This window comes from Paenochrobactrum pullorum, assembly GCF_041929845.1.
GTDB lineage: Bacteria > Pseudomonadota > Alphaproteobacteria > Rhizobiales > Rhizobiaceae > Paenochrobactrum > Paenochrobactrum pullorum.
Genome location: NZ_JBHEEH010000001.1, coordinates 81,773 through 99,119, shown reverse-complemented (window position 1 = coordinate 99,119; position 17,347 = coordinate 81,773). Strand labels below are relative to the sequence as shown.

Genomic DNA, 17,347 nt, shown 5'->3' with positions numbered 1-17,347 from the left:
GCGCTGATATGACACTTAAAAAATTTCGTGCATCGGTGCTGACGCTCTATCCGGAAATGTTTCCAGGCCCTTTGGGCGTGTCCTTGGCCGGTAAAGCCTTGAATGATGCCAAATGGTCGTTGGAAACGGTGCAGATTCGTGATTTTGCCGAAGACAAGCATCGCATGGTGGATGATACGCCATCGGGTGGTGGCGCCGGTATGGTGATGAAAGCGGATGTGGTGGCGCGAGCCATCGATTCGGTTGCCGATCACCGTCCGAAATTGCTGATGAGCCCGCGCGGCAAGCCTTTGACGCAAAAACGTGTGCGTGAACTGGCGGCAGGTGAGGGCGCGATCATCATATGTGGCCGCTTTGAAGGCTTGGACGAGCGGGTGATTGAAAGCCGCGAGCTGGAAGAAATATCTATCGGCGATTATATTTTATCGGGTGGTGAAACGGCAGCGATTGTGCTTCTCGATGCTATCGTACGTTTACTTCCGGGTGTGATGGGAAATCAGGAATCAGGCGAAACCGAAAGCTTTGAAACGGGGTTGTTGGAGCATCCGCATTACACCCGTCCGCAAGTGTGGGAAGGGCGCTCCATTCCTGAGGTGTTAACCTCCGGCAATCATGGAGCGATTGATAAATGGCGCCGCGCACAGGCTGAAGAAATCACCAAGGCACGCCGTCCTGACTTATGGGCGGCTTTCAAAGGCATCAAGAAATAATGAAAGTTTTGCGCCGTGTAGAATATGGGGCAGTTTTACTGATTGCTTTATGGTTTTATGCGCTCAGCGGCGCAAGCTGGTGGCTGTTTGCCCTCTGTTTTCTGCTGCCGGATTTGACCATGCTCGGCTATGTTTTCGGCAATCGCGCCGGCGCGGTGATTTATAATATCGGCCATAGTTTTTTGGGTGTGATCGCTTTGGCCACATTCATCCATATCTTCGATCAGGAATGGTTGTGGCCTTATATGCTGATCTGGTTTGCCCATATCGCTTTCGACCGGATGCTGGGTTACGGGCTTAAATATGCCTCATCTTTTCAAGATACTCATATGGGACGCATTGGACGACAAAAATAATAAAGCCATGAAAACTTACGTGCTGCTTGTGCAGACAGAGTTGATTAAACCGGGCTAATAGTGTATTGCGACGCCAGTTCCGGAAGAATCCGGACGTTCGCTAAATCAATAAATGGTGAACCGCCCCTGCTGAAAAGCATAAATTTGCGGCCATGTTGCTGTAAATGAAGCGTTGGGCGCTCTGGCTGTTTGAGAAGAACTACTAAGGATCAGAACGATGGATATCATTAGCCAGCTCAACGCTGAACAGGTTGCCAAAATCGAAGAAAAGCGCAAGCTGCCAGATTTTCAGCCAGGTGACACTGTACGTGTTATGGTTCGCGTAACTGAAGGTACACGTACCCGTGTACAGGCTTACGAAGGCGTTTGCATTGCACGCGCTGGTGCAGGCCTCAACGAAAACTTCACAGTTCGTAAAATCTCTTACGGTGAAGGCGTTGAACGCGTATTCCCAGTTTATTCCCCGCTGGTTGAAGCTGTGGAAGTTGTTCGTCGCGGTAAAGTACGTCGCGCGAAACTCTACTATCTGCGCGGTCTGACCGGTAAAGCCGCTCGTATTGCCGAGAAGAAAGACAACCGCACCAAAGCAGAACGCGAAGCTGACAAGCTTGCTGCTGCTAAGGAAGCCGCTGCAAAAGCTGCTGCCGCTAAATAAGATCTGCAAAAATTTGCATAAAAAGGCGACCCAAGGGTCGCCTTTTTTGTTGTCTGGAAAGACTGAGTTGCTGAAATTATAACAAGTGCGGCCTTTTAACCCGCCTTCGATTGCCTGAAACTGCTGGGTTTGATGCGTTTTTCGCTATTCTTCACTGTCGTAATTCTGCTATAATAAAGATGCAAACGAAGTTTTTTGCATGTTTTCGGCTGGTTTTGTTTCGGAATCTTGCTGCGACACCCTGTTGCGCTTGCTGTTTCTTGACGAAACCGTGCTGTCGGTGCATATGACAGACATTATTTCTAGAACCGTTCAAAGGAAACTCCGTAATGAGCGCGCCGCGTACACTTTATGACAAGATTTGGGACGATCACCTGGTGGATCAGCAGGATGATGGTACCTGCCTCCTCTATATTGACCGCCACCTTGTCCATGAAGTGACAAGCCCGCAGGCTTTTGAAGGCCTGCGTATGACAGGCCGTAAGGTTCGTCATCCGGAGCGCACACTGGCTGTGGTTGACCATAATGTGCCAACTTCGCCTGACCGTGTGAACGGCATTAAAAACGAAGAAAGCCGTATTCAGGTTGAAGCGCTGGCGAAAAACGCTGCCGACTTCGGCGTTGAATATTATTCCGAACGCGACAAGCGTCAGGGCGTTGTGCACATCGTTGGCCCTGAACAGGGTTTTACCCTGCCGGGCATGACCATTGTGTGCGGTGACAGCCATACTTCAACCCATGGTGCTTTTGGCTCACTTGCACATGGTATCGGTACCTCAGAAGTAGAACATGTACTGGCGACGCAAACACTGATCCAGAAAAAAGCCAAAAACATGCTGGTGCGTGTGGATGGCAAACTGGCAGCAGGTGTAACCGCTAAAGACATTACATTGGCAATCATCGGTAAAATTGGCACCGCCGGCGGTACCGGTTATGTGATTGAATATGCCGGTGATGCGATCACGTCATTGTCGATGGAAGGCCGTATGACCGTCTGCAACATGTCGATTGAAGGTGGTGCACGTGCTGGTCTGATTGCGCCGGACAAGACAACATTTGAATATATTCACGGCAAGCCGCGTGCACCTAAGGGTGAGCAGTTCGAACAGGCCGTCAATTATTGGAAAACGCTCCATTCGGACGAAGGTGCGCATTTCGATAAAATCGTAACACTTGACGCGGCGGAAATTTCTCCGGTCGTGACATGGGGTTCTTCACCTGAAGATGTGGTTTTTGTAACCGACGTGGTTCCTAATCCTGATGATATTCAGGATGATACCAAGCGTTCGTCCAAATGGCGCGCATTGGAATATATGGATCTGAAACCGGGCACCAAGATCACCGATATAACGATTGACCGTGTCTTTATCGGTTCATGCACCAATGGCCGTATTGAAGATTTGCGCGATGCAGCCCGCATGGTTGAAGGCAAAAAAGTGGCTTCCACTGTGAGCGCGATGATTGTGCCGGGCTCTGGTTTGGTCAAAGAGATGGCGGAAGCTGAAGGTCTGGACAAGATTTTCATTGAGGCAGGCTTTGACTGGCGTGAACCGGGTTGTTCGATGTGCTTGGCGATGAATGATGACCGTTTGGCTCCGGGTGAGCGTTGTGCTTCCACCTCCAACCGTAACTTTGAAGGTCGTCAGGGCTTTAAAGGCCGCACCCATCTGGTGTCACCTGCGATGGCAGCAGCTGCGGCAGTTGCAGGACGGTTTGTTGATATCCGTGATTGGAAATAATCACCACAGGTGCTTTGATTTCAAAAGGGTGCAGTTCAGGCTGCGCCCTTTTTTATTATGGTGTCACAAACAAATTTGCTACCTTTTATCCGTGGTGTAAAAGCACTTCGCACTTTTGTCTGTAATGCTCTAGAAGATAAGTCAGTTTATAATAACAAGACTATCGTTCTTGAAACTGGTTTATGCTGACTAAGCATATATGATTTGGAGGACTGACTATCATGTCGAATGAGCATGCTTTTGATATTGCTTTATTGCATTTGCGTGATGCCCATGAATTTGCACCTTTGCTGGCAAGTTATGCGCAAGCTTTGAAGCGCGGCGCGCCGCGTCGTCCTGATGAATATTATGCCGAAAATTTGTTGCAGGACAGAAGCGCGGAAATTTTGGGTGCGCGGCTGAATGGCGAGATTGTCGGTTTTACAATTTTCTATGATTTGCCAGAGCCGGTTTCGGGTATGCGTGCTGGTCAGGTCGATCACATTTATGTGCATCACGACCATCGTGGCAAAGGCATCGCCAAAGCTTTGATTGATGTGCTTGCCGATAAAGCGGAAGAGCGCGGCTGGAGCAAACTGATGCTGAATGCCCCTCGTGTACCGGAAGACGGACGCAAACTTTACGAGCAAGTGGCAACGGCTGCCGACTGGTCAAGCTATGTGATTCGTTTTGGCAACTGAAATTGGACGCTTATCAATCGACCTTAAAAACTTGATAAAAATCATCAATTTTTGTCAGCTTACAGTTTTAACCGATTGAAGCGCTCTGAATGGCTGATTTTCACAAAAGCTGCGACCAAATGTTTAAATCTAAGCCAAAAGCGTCTTTGACGCGGTAACAAAAGAGCAGTAAACCACCTGTAGATGATCGCATTTTGCGGTCTCAACGTATTTTACCCGATCGGGCGCGCAGATGAGGATTGGAATGCGCGCCAATGTTTGAGTTTCGTTTCCACACGAACCACCATGATCGGGACGTTACGCAAGGGAAGCCTACGAAAAGCCATGACACAAACCACATCAACGCGTCAGCGCCCTTTATCGCCCCATTTGTCGGTGTATCGCTGGACCATCACCATGGCCATGTCGACCATTCACCGCCTGACAGGTATCGCGCTTTATGGCGGTACTGTGCTTTTTACAATCTGGCTGTTGTCTGCTGCCATCAGTGAAGATTGTTTCAATCTGGTCAATGCCGTCTATGGTTCGATTATCGGCCGCTTAATTCTGTTTTGCTACACATGGGCATTATTGCACCATCTGGCTGGCGGCGTGCGTCACTTCATTTGGGATATGGGTGCGGCGATGGACAAGCACACAGCTTCTAAAATCGCATGGGCATCGTTGATTTTCTCTCTGGCCGCAACCGCGCTGGTTTGGGTCATCGCTTATGCGATGCGCTAAAAGGATATGACTATGAAAGATATGCGTACTCCTCTTGGTAAGGTTCGTGGACTTGGCTCCGCCAAAGAAGGCACCGGTCATTTCTGGGCGCAGCGCATGAGTGCTGTAGCACTGGTGCCGCTGGTGTTGTTCTTTGTTGGTCTGGTCGCATCCCTGCATGGCGCAGATTATGAAACAGTAAAAGCAGCGCTCGGACATCCGGTCATCGCTATTGTGATGGCCTTGTTTATTGTTACCGGTGCTTACCACATGCGACTTGGCATGCAGGTGGTTGTGGAAGATTACATACATAGCGAAGGTTTGAAGATCCTGCTGGTTATGCTCAACACATTCTTCTCATTTGTGATTGGCTTTGCCGGTATATTCGCGATCCTCAAACTGAGCTTCGGAGGTTGATAAGCCCGATGGCTAAAACAGAAAATAACGCAGCAGGCGCTGATAAAGTTAAATTTGGTGGTCGCACTTATACTTATGTCGACCATAAATTTGATGTGGTTGTTGTCGGTGCCGGTGGTGCGGGCTTGCGCGCAACGCTCGGTATGGCTGAGCAGGGCTTTAAAACAGCTTGTATCACCAAGGTTTTCCCGACCCGTTCGCACACTGTTGCCGCACAAGGCGGTATTGCGGCATCACTTTGCAATATGGGTCCTGATTCATGGCAGTGGCACATGTACGATACCGTCAAAGGTTCGGACTGGCTCGGCGATATGGACGCGATGGAATATCTGGCGCGTGAAGCACCAGCCGCGGTTTATGAACTGGAACATTACGGTGTGCCATTCTCGCGTACCGAAGAAGGCAAGATTTATCAGCGCCCTTTCGGTGGCCATATGCAGAATTTTGGTGATGGACCGCCAGTACAGCGCACATGTGCTGCTGCTGACCGTACCGGTCACGCCATTTTGCACACGCTTTACGGCCAGTCGCTGAAAAACAACGCGCAGTTCTTCATTGAATATTTCGCGCTCGATCTGATCATGACCGATGGTGTTTGCACCGGCGTAGTGGCATGGAATCTCGATGACGGAACCATTCATCGCTTCACCGCGAAAATGGTTGTGCTGGCAACCGGTGGTTATGGCCGTGCTTATTTCTCCGCGACATCTGCGCATACTTGCACCGGTGACGGTGGCGGTATGGTGGCACGTGCGGGTCTGCCTTTGCAGGATATGGAATTTGTTCAGTTCCACCCGACCGGTATTTACGGCGCAGGCTGCCTGATTACCGAAGGTGCGCGCGGTGAAGGCGGCTATTTGGTCAACTCGGAAGGCGAGCGCTTCATGGAGCGTTATGCACCTTCTGCAAAAGATCTGGCATCCCGTGATGTTGTCTCGCGTTGTATGACGCTGGAAATCCGCGCTGGCCGCGGCGTTGGTAAAGATAAAGACCATATCTATCTGCACCTTGATCATCTTGATCCGGCTGTTCTGCATGAGCGTTTGCCGGGTATTTCGGAAAGCGCCAAAATTTTTGCCGGCGTTGACCTGACCAAGGAGCCAATTCCGGTTATCCCGACCGTTCACTACAATATGGGCGGTATTCCGACCAACTATTGGGGTGAAGTGCTCAATCCGACCGAAGCTGATCCGCATCGCGTCCAGCCGGGTCTGATGGCTGTTGGTGAAGCCGGTTGTGCTTCCGTTCACGGTGCAAACCGCCTTGGCTCCAACTCGCTGATCGACTTGGTGGTCTTTGGCCGTGCGGCTGCGATCCGTGCCGGTGAAGTGATCGACCGTGATGCAAAAATTCCGCCGCTCAATGAAGCGGCTTGTGATGTGATTATGGAACGCTTTGACCGTTTGCGCTTTGCCGATGGTTCTATTCCGACTGCGGTGCTGCGTGACAAGATGCAGCGCACGATGCAGGAAGAAGCGGCAGTGTTCCGCACATCCGAATCCCTGAAGGAAGGCTGCGTCCGTATGGCCGCCATCTGGAAGGAAATGCCGGATATTAAAGTCACCGACCGTTCCATGATCTGGAACTCCGATCTGGTGGAAACACTGGAACTGGAAAACCTGATGGCCAACGCGATCACCACTGTGGTGGCAGCGGAAGCCCGTAAGGAAAGCCGCGGCGCACATGCGCATGAGGATTATCCGGATCGTGACGACGTTAATTGGCGCAAGCATTCGCTGTCATGGTTATCTGAAAATGGCGACGTCAAGCTTGGCTATCGTCCGGTACAGGTTGAACCGCTGGTCAAAGAAGAAGACGGTGGTATCAGTCTTGAAAAAATCGCGCCAAAAGCGCGTGTATATTGATCGGGGGACAGAGCATTGGCTGAGTTAGCACTTCCCAAGAATTCGCAGATTAAGCAGGGTAAGACCTGGGAGCGCCTAAGCGGTTCGAATAATCTGAAAGAGTTTAAAATTTATCGCTGGTCGCCGGATGATGATGAAAATCCGCGCATGGATACCTATTTCGTCGATCGCGATGATTGCGGCCCGATGGTTCTGGATGGTCTGCTTTGGATCAAAAATAAAGTTGACCCGACCCTGACCCTGCGCCGTTCATGCCGTGAAGGTATTTGCGGCTCATGCGCCATGAATATTGACGGTGCCAATACGCTTGCCTGTACCAAGGGGATGGACGAGATCAAGGGCACGGTTAAGGTTTATCCTCTGCCGCACATGAAAGTGGTCAAGGATTTGATCCCTGACATGAGCACTTTCTATGCCCAGCACCGCTCCATTGAGCCATGGCTCAAGACTGTATCGCCTGAGCCTGCGAAAGAGTGGCTGCAGAGCCATGAGGATCGCGCCAAGCTTGATGGCCTGTATGAGTGCATTCTGTGTGCTTGCTGCTCGACATCTTGCCCAAGTTATTGGTGGAATGGCGATCGCTATTTAGGCCCTGCCGTGCTGTTGCAGGCTTATCGCTGGTTGATCGACAGTCGCGATGAGGCAAAGGGTGAGCGTTTGGATAATCTTGAAGATCCATTCCGTCTCTATCGTTGCCACACGATTATGAACTGTGCGCAGACTTGCCCTAAGGGTCTGAATCCTGCGAAGGCGATTGCCGAAATCAAGAAGATGATGGTCGAGCGCCGCGTGTAATCGCGGCAATCAATTTTACCCATTTTAACAAAAAAGGCAGGGAAATCCCTGCCTTTTTTGTATTTAAAATCCGTTGATTTAGATTTGTTCGCCTTGCAAAAGGCGCGGGATATCTTGTGTCAGGCCGGAAGCCTGGCGAATGAAAAACTGCTTCAATACCGGCAGGCGATCGACCAATCCCAAACCAATTGTGCGGGCGGTGCGCAGAGCCAGATGATCGTTGGAGAACAATCTGGTCAAAACGTCACTGGTAGCGCCCATACGCACTGTATCAAAGCGACGCCATGCCTGATAACGCTCCAGTGCTGCGAATGAGCCGATATCGAGTCCCAGACGGTCGGTCTCGACAATCACCTGTGCCAATGCTGCAGCATCTTTAAAACCAAGGTTCAAGCCTTGGCCTGCCACCGGATGAATGCGGTGTGCTGCATCGCCAACGAGCGCAAAACGAGGCTTGACGAATTCACGCGACAGTGAGAGGCCGAGCGGAAACGCGCGTTTCATGCCGTCAACGCGTAATGGCCCCAGATGATGACCGAAGCGTTGCTCGAGTTCTGCTTCGAAGATAAAATCATCTTCTTTAATCAAACGCTCGGCATCGGCGGTGCGCTCTGACCAAACCAATGAACAGCGATTGCCTTTGAGCGGCAGAATTGCAAAAGGACCGGAGGGCAAGAAATGTTCGATGGCCACGCCATCATGCGGCTTTTCATGGGAAACGTTACAAACAATACCAGACTGTCCATAGTCCCAATCAACGGTTTTAATGCCGGCAAGATCGCGCAATTTCGATTTTGCACCGTCAGCTGCCACCAGCAGTTTGGTGTGAATGGTTTTACCAGATGAAAGGTGAACCTGTACTTCTTGCGGCAGCGTATCAAAGCCATCCACACTGGTGGCTTCAATAAATTGAATGCCCAATGCACTCGCACGTTTATGCAAGGCACCATTGAGAATACGATTTTCCACCATATGCGCAAATGGTTCACCCGGCTCCACTTCGCCGTCAAAGGTCAAAAAGACCGGACGCACAGGGTCGGATGTACGTGAATCGGTAATCACCATTTCAGTGATCGGCTCGGCATCAGGTAAAATTTCTGCCCAGCAACCAAGCTGGTCGAGCATACGCGAGGCAGCAGCGGCAATGGCGGAGGCGCGCGGGTCTTTTTTCCATGTGCCAGCAGGTGCGCCGTCAACTATGGTGACATTTAAATGTGGTGAAGCGGCTTTAACGGCAACGGCAGTGGTAAGCCCGACATAGCCTGCGCCCGCAATAACCAGATCGGCTGTCAAATCAGCAGGTTCTGTTTTGGCTTGGCTCTTTTTGACGGTCATCTCCGGCATCCTTTTTGCAGTTGCTATGCGCTTGTGCATATTCGCATTTACTACATGATATCACAAGTAAAAGGCATAGCTTGTTGTCGCAGCAGTTTTGACGCATTTTGCGTGCCTGTCTTTAATATTAAGGTGCTTTAAGCACTGATGTTATGCTCATCGCTCAAAAACTTTAAACCCTTATATATGTATGGGGAGTTGTCTTTTTTATGTCGTCTCAATTGAATGAAGAAAATCCAACTGCCATGCAGAAGCTTCTCACCATTCTTGATCTGGAGGTGCTTGAGCATAATCTTTTTCGTGGCAACAGCCCGCAAGTAGGCTGGCAGCGCGTATTTGGCGGGCAGGTGATCGGGCAGGCACTTGTTGCGGCACAGCGCACAGTCGACAGCAATAAATATGTCCACTCACTGCATGGCTATTTCATGCGGCCGGGGGATCCGTCTATTCCGATTATTTACGAGGTGGATAGGATTAGGGATGGTTCCAGTTTTGCTACGCGCCATGTCCTGGCGAAGCAGCATGGGAAAGACATTTTTACGCTTTCGGCATCCTTTCAATTGGACGAGCCGGGGCTTGATCATCAAATAGCGATGCCGTCCGGTGTTGCTTTGCCGGAAGCATTACTCAGCGACAGTGATATCAAAGCTAAGATTTTGAACAATGCACCACCGGCTGTGCGTAAATATTGGGAGCGTGAACGCCCGATTGAAATCAAGCCGGTATCGCTTGACCATTATTTTTCGCGCGAAAAACTGGAGCCACGTCAGCAGGTTTGGGTGCGTGCATTGGATGCGGTGCCGGATGAGCGTACATTGCAGGCGGCAGTACTGGCTTATCTGTCGGATATGACATTGCTTGATACATCACTATTTGCACATGGACGTTCGATTTTTGATCCTGATTTGCAAGTTGCGAGCCTCGATCATTCGATGTGGTTTCATCGGCCATGCAAACTGGATGATTGGCTGCTTTATACACAAGATAGCCCAAGTGCTTCCGGTGCACGTGGTTTTACGCGCGGCTCTTTCTATACCCGCGACGGCATATTGATTGCATCGGTCACGCAGGAAGGCTTAATCCGGCTGCGTTGATAAACATTGAGGTGCATGCTGATATTTAAATTGAATATTGTAGTCATCTTTTTGGGGTGGTAAATATGGTTTTGACTTTTTATTTGTTTTAGAAAAGGCTGTTTCATAAGAAATATATACTCCGTCAGGAGTTTGGGAATATGGTCAAAAATGGCAAACATTACGCATGATAATGTTAAATTAAGTATACTTATACCGTGTTATAATGTATCAAATTATATTGATGAATGTTTAAGTAGTATTATCGATCAATTAACAGATGAATGCGAAGTCATCATTTATGATGATGGCTCTAAAGATGATACTGTTGAAAAGATAAAAAATCACAAACTGCTATCATTGGATAGAGTTCGCTTTTTAAGCGCTCAACAAAATAATGGCATAAGCTATGTACGTAATTATTTGCTTGAGCAGGCTTGTGGACACTATATTTGGTTTATAGATTCTGATGATAAGATTTTAGATTGTGCAATAATACAATTATTGAGTTACATGGATCAATACAATCCGGATATAGTATTCTTTGATTATAATGCTTGGTATCCAAATATAACAAAGAGTATGATTCGCAAAGGATTTCATCGCAGTAGTTTTATTGGGAAGCCTGGCTTTTATGGCAATGTCTGTGATGGATTTTTATTGAATGCTACATTGAAAAGCACGCGCCTGCATCCGTGGTCGAAGGTGTATAGACGTTCATTATTTAAGCCCGGAACCGATTTTCCTGTCGGCAAAGTATTTGAAGATGTAACCGTTATTCCGCTTTTATCGGCATATGCACAAACAGCTTATTATCTCGATAAGCCGCTTGTGGCCTACCGCACACGGTCGGGAAGTATTTTATCTTCACTGAACTTTGAGAAGGAAATTGATAGTCTTGCCGCTATTCATGAAATGAAAATCAGGCATGAAAAATATATAGGACCGATGAGCAAAAAATCTCACCTGGTGACGACATATTTTGCAACTTGTCAGTTGCGCCGGATTATCAAGGTACTGGCTAAGCATCCTAACAAGGAAAAACGTGCTGCTTTAATAGCTTGCTGTTTGAGCGAGTTTGAAAAAATTCATGGTAAAGATATATTTTATGTTCTTTATGCATGTTGGCTTGAGGGAGACTTTACTCATTCCGTGCATTGCTTGAAACGTCTGATGCAAGCCTATTTTATATGTGGTTTTAAAAAGCAAAAAAGTTTGAGTGCGCAGGGTAAAGCTGAATAGATCGATCTGTTTCAAATCACGTATGGAATAGTTGTGATGGTTAATAAGGTCTTAACCATCACCGTTTTATGATGCCCCGAATCTGCGAAATCAGGCCTGTTTTGGCCATAATGGTTTTGCAGGAGCACACAGCACAGGATTGTTCAGGACAGATTTCATGCGGCAGGGATATCCGGTCAACGATGAACGGCTAAATGGTGACAGATTGAAGCTTATGACGCTTTTGCGGCGTCAGCTTGATATTCTGCTCGGATTGTTTTTGCTGGTTTTGGTCGGTTTGGCGATCGGTGCTTTGGCGACATGGAATGTCACGGATCCAAGCTTTAGCCATGCAACATCGCAAGAAGCAACCAATGCGCTTGGCTATCCGGGCGCGGTCTTTGCCGATTTTGCCATGCAGTTTTTAGGTCTTGCCAGTGTAACAGCTCTTTTGCCGCTGGTTTTCTGGGGTATTTTGCTGATGGTTCAGGGCAAAATCGGCCGGCTGCCTAAAAGAATTATGGCTTGGATTTTATCGGCACTACTGTTTGCAGCCATTGCCAGTTGTTTCTCGGTGCCGCCAAGCTGGCCGATGCAAATTGGCTTGGGTGGTGTTTTCGGTGATATGATGCTGAAATTGCCCGGCCTGTTTTTGGGTACTTTTCCACATGGTGCTATCGCCTCCGTCATCGCGCTGGTTTTATTAATTCCGGCGACTTGGCTTTGCGCTTTTGCCGGTGGATTGACCGGACGTAAAAACGGTTTGATTAAATCGGGTGCGTCATCCTCACCAGACGAGGCTAGTGATGCCGATTATTATGAAGATGACGAGGATGATGATGAACAGGCCCATTCCCGTTTCCAGTTTGTCGGGGCTGTCACACATTGGTATTTGAGTGCACAGGCACTTATGCGCCGCCTGACTGGTTCATCCAAAAAACGAAATGCCCGTGATCATGATGATCCGTTTGGTGATTTGCGCGGGAATGATCGCCGCCGCGAACCGGGATTTGGTGGTGCGGAGCCTCATTATGATGAGCCGCCGTTTGATCTGGACGGTGATGACAATCATACTGATTGGGATAATGAGGACGAAGGGGCTCCTGTAAAGCGTGCTTCCAAACGTGTGAGTGCACGTGGCAGCGATGCCCGTACGAAGCGCCCTGCAGGTAAGCGTAGCGGTGCTTTTGAACTGCCATCATTGCAATTGCTGGCAGAGCCAAAAGCAGTGATGCGCGATGCGTCGCTTTCCAAAGATGTTCTTGATCAAAACGCCCGCATGTTGGAAGGTGTGCTGGAAGATTTCGGTGTGCGCGGCGAGATCATCAGCGTCAAGCCGGGGCCGGTTGTAACCCTTTATGAACTGGAACCCGCACCTGGCATTAAGTCCTCGCGCGTGATTGGTTTGGCCGATGATATTGCCCGCTCGATGAGCGCGATTGCCGCGCGTGTGGCGGTTGTTCCGGGGCGCAATGCGATTGGTATCGAATTGCCGAACCAAAAGCGCGAGATGGTCTATTTGCGCGAGATGCTGGCAAGCCGTGATTTCGAGCAGAATAAAGCCAAACTGGCGCTTGCACTGGGCAAAAACATCAATGGCGAGCCGGTGATTGCCGATATTGCCAAAATGCCTCACGTGCTTGTTGCCGGTACGACCGGTTCGGGTAAATCTGTGGCGATCAATACCATGATCCTGTCACTGGTATATCGTATGACGCCGCAAGAATGCCGTCTGATCATGATTGATCCGAAAATGCTGGAATTGTCGGTTTATGACGGTATTCCGCATTTGCTTACACCTGTGGTCACCGATCCGAAAAAAGCGGTGGTGGCGCTGAAATGGACTGTGCGCGAAATGGAAGAGCGCTACCGTAATATGTCCAAAGTGGGTGTGCGTAATATTGACGGCTTCAATGCCCGTGTTGCACAGGCACAAAAGCGTGGTGAATCCATTTCACGCACCGTTCAAACCGGTTTTGACCGAAATACAGGTGAAGCGATTTACGAGACAGAAGAACTCGACTTGCAGCCGATGCCATTTATCGTCGTCATCATCGACGAAATGGCCGATCTGATGATGGTCGCAGGCAAAGATATTGAGGGCGCGGTGCAGCGTCTGGCACAGATGGCGCGTGCGGCTGGTATCCATGTGATCATGGCAACGCAGCGTCCGAGTGTGGATGTGATTACCGGTACGATTAAAGCCAATTTTCCGACCCGCATTTCCTTCCAGGTGACCTCCAAAATCGATAGTCGTACCATTTTGGGCGAGCAGGGTGCCGAGCAGCTGCTTGGGATGGGTGACATGTTGTTTATGGCCGGTGGTGGCCGAATTCAGCGTGTTCACGGGCCTTTTGTTGGTGATGAGGAAGTCGAACAAGTTGTTCAGCATCTCAAAACACAAGGTGTTCCGGAATATCTGGATGCGATTACCGAAGATGATGAAGAGGAAGGCGCAGGCCCTGCCGGAACATCTAATCTTGAGGATTCCGATGATCCTTATGATCAGGCTGTTGCAGTGGTGTTGCGCGATAAAAAAGTTTCGACCTCTTACATTCAGCGCCGTCTAGGTATCGGTTATAATCGTGCGGCAACCATCATTGAACGGATGGAAGAGGAGGGCTTGATCAGCCCTGCCAACCATGCTGGCAAGCGTGAGATTTTGGTACAGACCGGGGATGATGAATACTAAGCCGGAAAGCTTGAACGTGATTGTGGCCTGTGATGCCATACTAACGACAAACTGGTGGCCTACATACTGTCTTACGATAATGAAAAGAAAAATTTGGAAGCGAATGGATATGCTGTTTTCCAAGCTGGTTGATAAAGTAAAAATGATCTCGGTTGCAGGTACGCTTTGTGCAGCTGTTGGCATGAGTTTGCCGATCGCAGTCATGGCGCCTGTTAATGCGCAGGCGCAAAATGCCAATGCGGAAGCACAGAAAATTGCAGATCATTTTTCGAGCCTTCGTACTATGACCGGCGAGTTTGTTCAATTTGGCCCTAAGGGTGAGCAGCAAGGCGGCACATTTTATCTTGAGCGTCCGGGCAAAATCCGTTTCAATTATGAAAATTCGCCGATCCGTGTGATTTCCGATGGCCAGTCAGTGGTCATTAATAATCGCAAACTCGATACCTGGGATCAGTACAAACTCTCGACAACTCCACTTAAAATGTTGCTGGATAACCGTATTGATTTGGGCGGCGGCCGTCTGAAACAAGTCAAACAAGAGCCTGATATGACCACCTTGGTGGTTGGCGACAAATCGGTTTTTGGTGATTCAAAAATCACCATGATGTTTGATCCAAAAACTTATGAATTAAAGCAATGGACCATCACCGACGCGCATAACCTTGACACAACCGTAATGGTTTTCAATGTACGTACCGGCGTTCGCTTTACTGATGATATGTTCAAGATCGACTATCAGCGCATTGCCATGAAGGGCAAAAAAAGGAACTAACGAACAGATAAACTGTTTTTTCAGTCTCTATTGTGGATGTGTGAGAAGAGCGGTTTTTATTTCTGACTTTAGTGTTACTGTGCTCGCGTTTTTAATGAAAGCGAGTGAGTGAAATGGCATTTTCTGTTGCGACCTGGAATATCAACTCTGTGCGCCTGCGGCTGCCTTTGGTCGAGCAGTTTTTGCAAAATTATCAACCGGATGTTTTGTGCTTACAAGAAACAAAATGTCCGGATGATCAATTTCCCCATGATGCTTTTAAAGCGCTCGGTTATGAACATATCGCTATCAGCGGCCAGAAAGGCTATCACGGCGTTGCCACGCTGTCTCGCCGACCTTTGAGCGATGTCAAGGTAATCGGCTTTTGCGATATGGGTGATTGCCGTCATTTAAGCTCGGTGGTTGAAGCGGGAAATAAGAAAATCCGCATTCATAATTTTTATGTACCTGCCGGCGGCGATGAACCAAAGCCGGACATCAATCCGAAATTTGCTCACAAGCTGAGTTTTCTGGATGAAATGCGCTATGTAGTGGCTGATGAAGGCGATGGTTTATCATCTATTCTTGTAGGTGATTTAAACATTGCGCCATTGGAAAATGACGTTTGGTCACACAAACAGATGCTCAAAATCGTCAGTCATACGCCAATTGAGACAGAAACACTGGAAGATCTGCGTGTCAAAGGTGGGTGGAGTGATTTGATGCGGCACCTCATTCCGGCAGATCAGAAGATTTATACATGGTGGAGCTACCGCGCCAAAGATTGGGATGCTTCAGATCGTGGCCGCAGGCTGGATCACATTTGGGGTTCGCAGGATTTGGAAAATTATATCAAGGATTTGCAGGTGTTGCGTGAGGCTCGCGGTTGGGAGCGTCCGTCAGACCATGTGCCGGTGATTGCTAATTTCGATCTTTAATAACAGCTTTTACAAGTGGTCAGGTGCTTTGCGCCTGACCGTTTTTATTGGCTTTATGCAGCGCTGTGTTTTTAGAGCGTGTCGCACTTAATCGTATCCACCGTGCTCGCTCTAGCATTTTGTTTTTACGCATGTCTTTATCCCAAAACCGGTGCCCACTTTTGGGAGACATGCTTTAGCTGAACCGCGTGCGGTGCCTTGCGGTGTAAGGACAGGCACGAAGACCCGACGTGATGCACGACGTGCTACCGGAACGCCCTGATAGAGCCGCTTTTGGGCTTCCACTACCAATACACCGGCAAAAGCGGGCCAGCAGGTGCGGGCTATGCGTTCCAGTGCAGAAACCGGTTTTTGCAGCCAGCTTTTCGAGGTCGGCGGAAAATGCAATGCGTCTTTGGTGGCTGTCGCGGTGAAATTGGCTTCTCGCAGTGCCGACATGATTTGTCCGCGACTATAAGGCCGCCCGCTACCAAAAGGTGTATGTTCAAAACGTGCCCAGATACCGCGACGGTTGGGCACGACAATTAACAGGCGGCCGTTGGGCGCAAGTACGCGCCACATTTCGTTGAGTGTTTCCGCCGGATTTTCTGAAAATTCCAGCGAATGCACCATCAGGATGCGATCAATAGATGCATCAGGGAGCGGCAATTCTTCGTCAAAAACCAGAGCTGTGGTGTTGGATTGTCTTTGCGGCCATGCAACGGCACCTTGACCGGCAGGCATGAAGGCAAATGTGCGTTCTGCATCACCTTTAAAGCGGTCGAGGAAAGGCAGTGCATAACCCAATCCAACCAAGCGCTCGTCAGGCAGGCGTGTCCAGAGGGCGCTGAGTGTCATGGTGATGGATCGCTCTGCCATCATACCCAGTTTGCTGTCGTAAAAAGAGCGCAGTGCAATAATATCAGGATGCATGGCATGACCATAGCCCATGCATCTTGAAAAATATATGCATGATTACTGCCAGCACCCTAAATTTTGACCTTTAAGATTGTGGCTGTCGATTTCAACGATCAGACGCGGATCTTCGCGCATCAGGAAAAGCGAAGTTCGCTTTTTTAGATCAATCTTTTCCCAACCGCCACATTCGGTCGGCATGACTGTCTTATCCAGTGTGATTTTTTCTGCATAGGTATTAACGCTACACCCCTGCATGAATGCCAGCAGCGGCAGTAAAACAGCTATAGAGGGGATACGAGATGATGATAACACGCTAAAATCCATTTTTGGGTATTCTCGCAACTGTTTTAAGTCGGGTTTGGAAGCGCTAATAATAAAGAACATTTTATATCAGTCTATGGTTAAATAAGCCATAGGTCGATTATTTTGTTAAGTCATTGACTGTGAAAGTTTTATAATAATATTACATAACTATTTCGAATTGAATACGTTTATTGATCGTGCAAATTAATAGTAATTCT

16 protein-coding genes and 2 pseudogenes are annotated in these 17,347 nt (G+C 48.8%); 15 read left to right on the top strand and 3 right to left on the bottom strand.

Annotated features, from left to right (window positions below; translation table 11 throughout):
* Positions 1-8: 8 nt before the first annotated feature.
* The 9 genes from trmD (at position 9) to JNC77_RS00550 (ending at position 7,919) form a co-directional block, all read left to right on the top strand.
* A complete protein-coding gene (gene trmD, locus JNC77_RS00590) occupies positions 9-710 on the top strand; it encodes a tRNA (guanosine(37)-N1)-methyltransferase TrmD (protein ID WP_374828792.1) in 702 nt (233 codons plus the stop codon).
* Positions 710-1,066: a DUF4260 domain-containing protein gene (locus JNC77_RS00585; RefSeq protein WP_374828791.1), complete on the top strand. Its 357-nt coding sequence runs from the start codon at positions 710-712 to the stop codon at positions 1,064-1,066. The genes trmD and JNC77_RS00585 overlap by 1 nt, the downstream gene beginning before the upstream one ends.
* Positions 1,067-1,283: 217 nt before the next feature.
* Positions 1,284-1,721: a 50S ribosomal protein L19 gene (gene rplS, locus JNC77_RS00580; protein ID WP_374828790.1), complete on the top strand. Its 438-nt coding sequence runs from the start codon at positions 1,284-1,286 to the stop codon at positions 1,719-1,721.
* 329 nt (positions 1,722-2,050) lie between these two features.
* Positions 2,051-3,460, top strand: coding sequence for a 3-isopropylmalate dehydratase large subunit (gene leuC, locus JNC77_RS00575; RefSeq protein ID WP_374828789.1), 1,410 nt, complete (start codon positions 2,051-2,053; stop codon positions 3,458-3,460).
* Between the two features lie 221 nt (positions 3,461-3,681).
* Positions 3,682-4,140 (top strand): GNAT family N-acetyltransferase, encoded by a 459-nt coding sequence (locus JNC77_RS00570; RefSeq protein WP_374828788.1) that lies wholly within the window; start codon positions 3,682-3,684, stop codon positions 4,138-4,140.
* A gap of 324 nt (positions 4,141-4,464) precedes the next feature.
* Positions 4,465-4,863 carry a succinate dehydrogenase, cytochrome b556 subunit gene (sdhC, locus tag JNC77_RS00565; protein WP_374830380.1) on the top strand — a complete coding sequence of 133 codons (399 nt, stop codon included), beginning with the start codon at positions 4,465-4,467 and terminating at the stop codon, positions 4,861-4,863.
* Between the two features lie 12 nt (positions 4,864-4,875).
* Positions 4,876-5,259: a succinate dehydrogenase, hydrophobic membrane anchor protein gene (sdhD, locus tag JNC77_RS00560; protein WP_374828787.1), complete on the top strand. Its 384-nt coding sequence runs from the start codon at positions 4,876-4,878 to the stop codon at positions 5,257-5,259.
* An 8-nt stretch (positions 5,260-5,267) separates the two neighbouring features.
* Positions 5,268-7,124, top strand: coding sequence for a succinate dehydrogenase flavoprotein subunit (sdhA, locus tag JNC77_RS00555; RefSeq protein WP_374828786.1), 1,857 nt, complete (start codon positions 5,268-5,270; stop codon positions 7,122-7,124).
* 15 nt (positions 7,125-7,139) lie between these two features.
* The gene (locus tag JNC77_RS00550) at positions 7,140-7,919 is read left to right on the top strand and encodes a succinate dehydrogenase iron-sulfur subunit (RefSeq protein WP_374828785.1); all 780 of its coding nucleotides are present in this window, start codon (positions 7,140-7,142) and stop codon (positions 7,917-7,919) included.
* Between the two features lie 78 nt (positions 7,920-7,997).
* Here the strand turns inward: JNC77_RS00550 and JNC77_RS00545 are convergent, their stop codons facing one another.
* Complete coding sequence (locus JNC77_RS00545) at positions 7,998-9,254, bottom strand: ubiquinone biosynthesis hydroxylase (protein WP_374828784.1); 1,257 nt, start codon at positions 9,252-9,254, stop codon at positions 7,998-8,000.
* A 209-nt stretch (positions 9,255-9,463) separates the two neighbouring features.
* Between JNC77_RS00545 and tesB the strand changes: the two genes are divergently transcribed.
* The 6 genes and pseudogenes from tesB (at position 9,464) to JNC77_RS00515 (ending at position 15,929) form a co-directional block, all read left to right on the top strand.
* Positions 9,464-10,348: an acyl-CoA thioesterase II gene (gene tesB / locus JNC77_RS00540; protein WP_374828783.1), complete on the top strand. Its 885-nt coding sequence runs from the start codon at positions 9,464-9,466 to the stop codon at positions 10,346-10,348.
* Between the two features lie 150 nt (positions 10,349-10,498).
* Positions 10,499-11,569, top strand: coding sequence for a glycosyltransferase family 2 protein (locus JNC77_RS00535; protein ID WP_374828782.1), 1,071 nt, complete (start codon positions 10,499-10,501; stop codon positions 11,567-11,569).
* A gap of 157 nt (positions 11,570-11,726) precedes the next feature.
* Positions 11,727-12,303 (top strand): annotated as a pseudogene (locus tag JNC77_RS00530) (DNA translocase FtsK 4TM domain-containing protein); the annotation flags it as partial.
* Between the two features lie 425 nt (positions 12,304-12,728).
* Positions 12,729-14,240: pseudogene (locus JNC77_RS00525) on the top strand (DNA translocase FtsK); the annotation flags it as partial.
* A gap of 109 nt (positions 14,241-14,349) precedes the next feature.
* On the top strand, positions 14,350-15,012 hold the full coding sequence (locus JNC77_RS00520) for an outer membrane lipoprotein carrier protein LolA (RefSeq protein WP_374828781.1): 663 nt from the start codon (positions 14,350-14,352) through the stop codon (positions 15,010-15,012).
* A 113-nt stretch (positions 15,013-15,125) separates the two neighbouring features.
* Entirely contained in the window at positions 15,126-15,929 is an 804-nt protein-coding gene (locus tag JNC77_RS00515; RefSeq protein ID WP_374828780.1) for an exodeoxyribonuclease III, read from the top strand.
* 111 nt (positions 15,930-16,040) lie between these two features.
* Here the strand turns inward: JNC77_RS00515 and JNC77_RS00510 are convergent, their stop codons facing one another.
* On the bottom strand, positions 16,041-16,841 hold the full coding sequence (locus tag JNC77_RS00510) for a class I SAM-dependent methyltransferase (protein ID WP_374828779.1): 801 nt from the start codon (positions 16,839-16,841) through the stop codon (positions 16,041-16,043).
* Between the two features lie 42 nt (positions 16,842-16,883).
* Entirely contained in the window at positions 16,884-17,210 is a 327-nt protein-coding gene (locus JNC77_RS00505) for a hypothetical protein (RefSeq protein WP_374828778.1), read from the bottom strand.
* Positions 17,211-17,347: the final 137 nt, after the last annotated feature.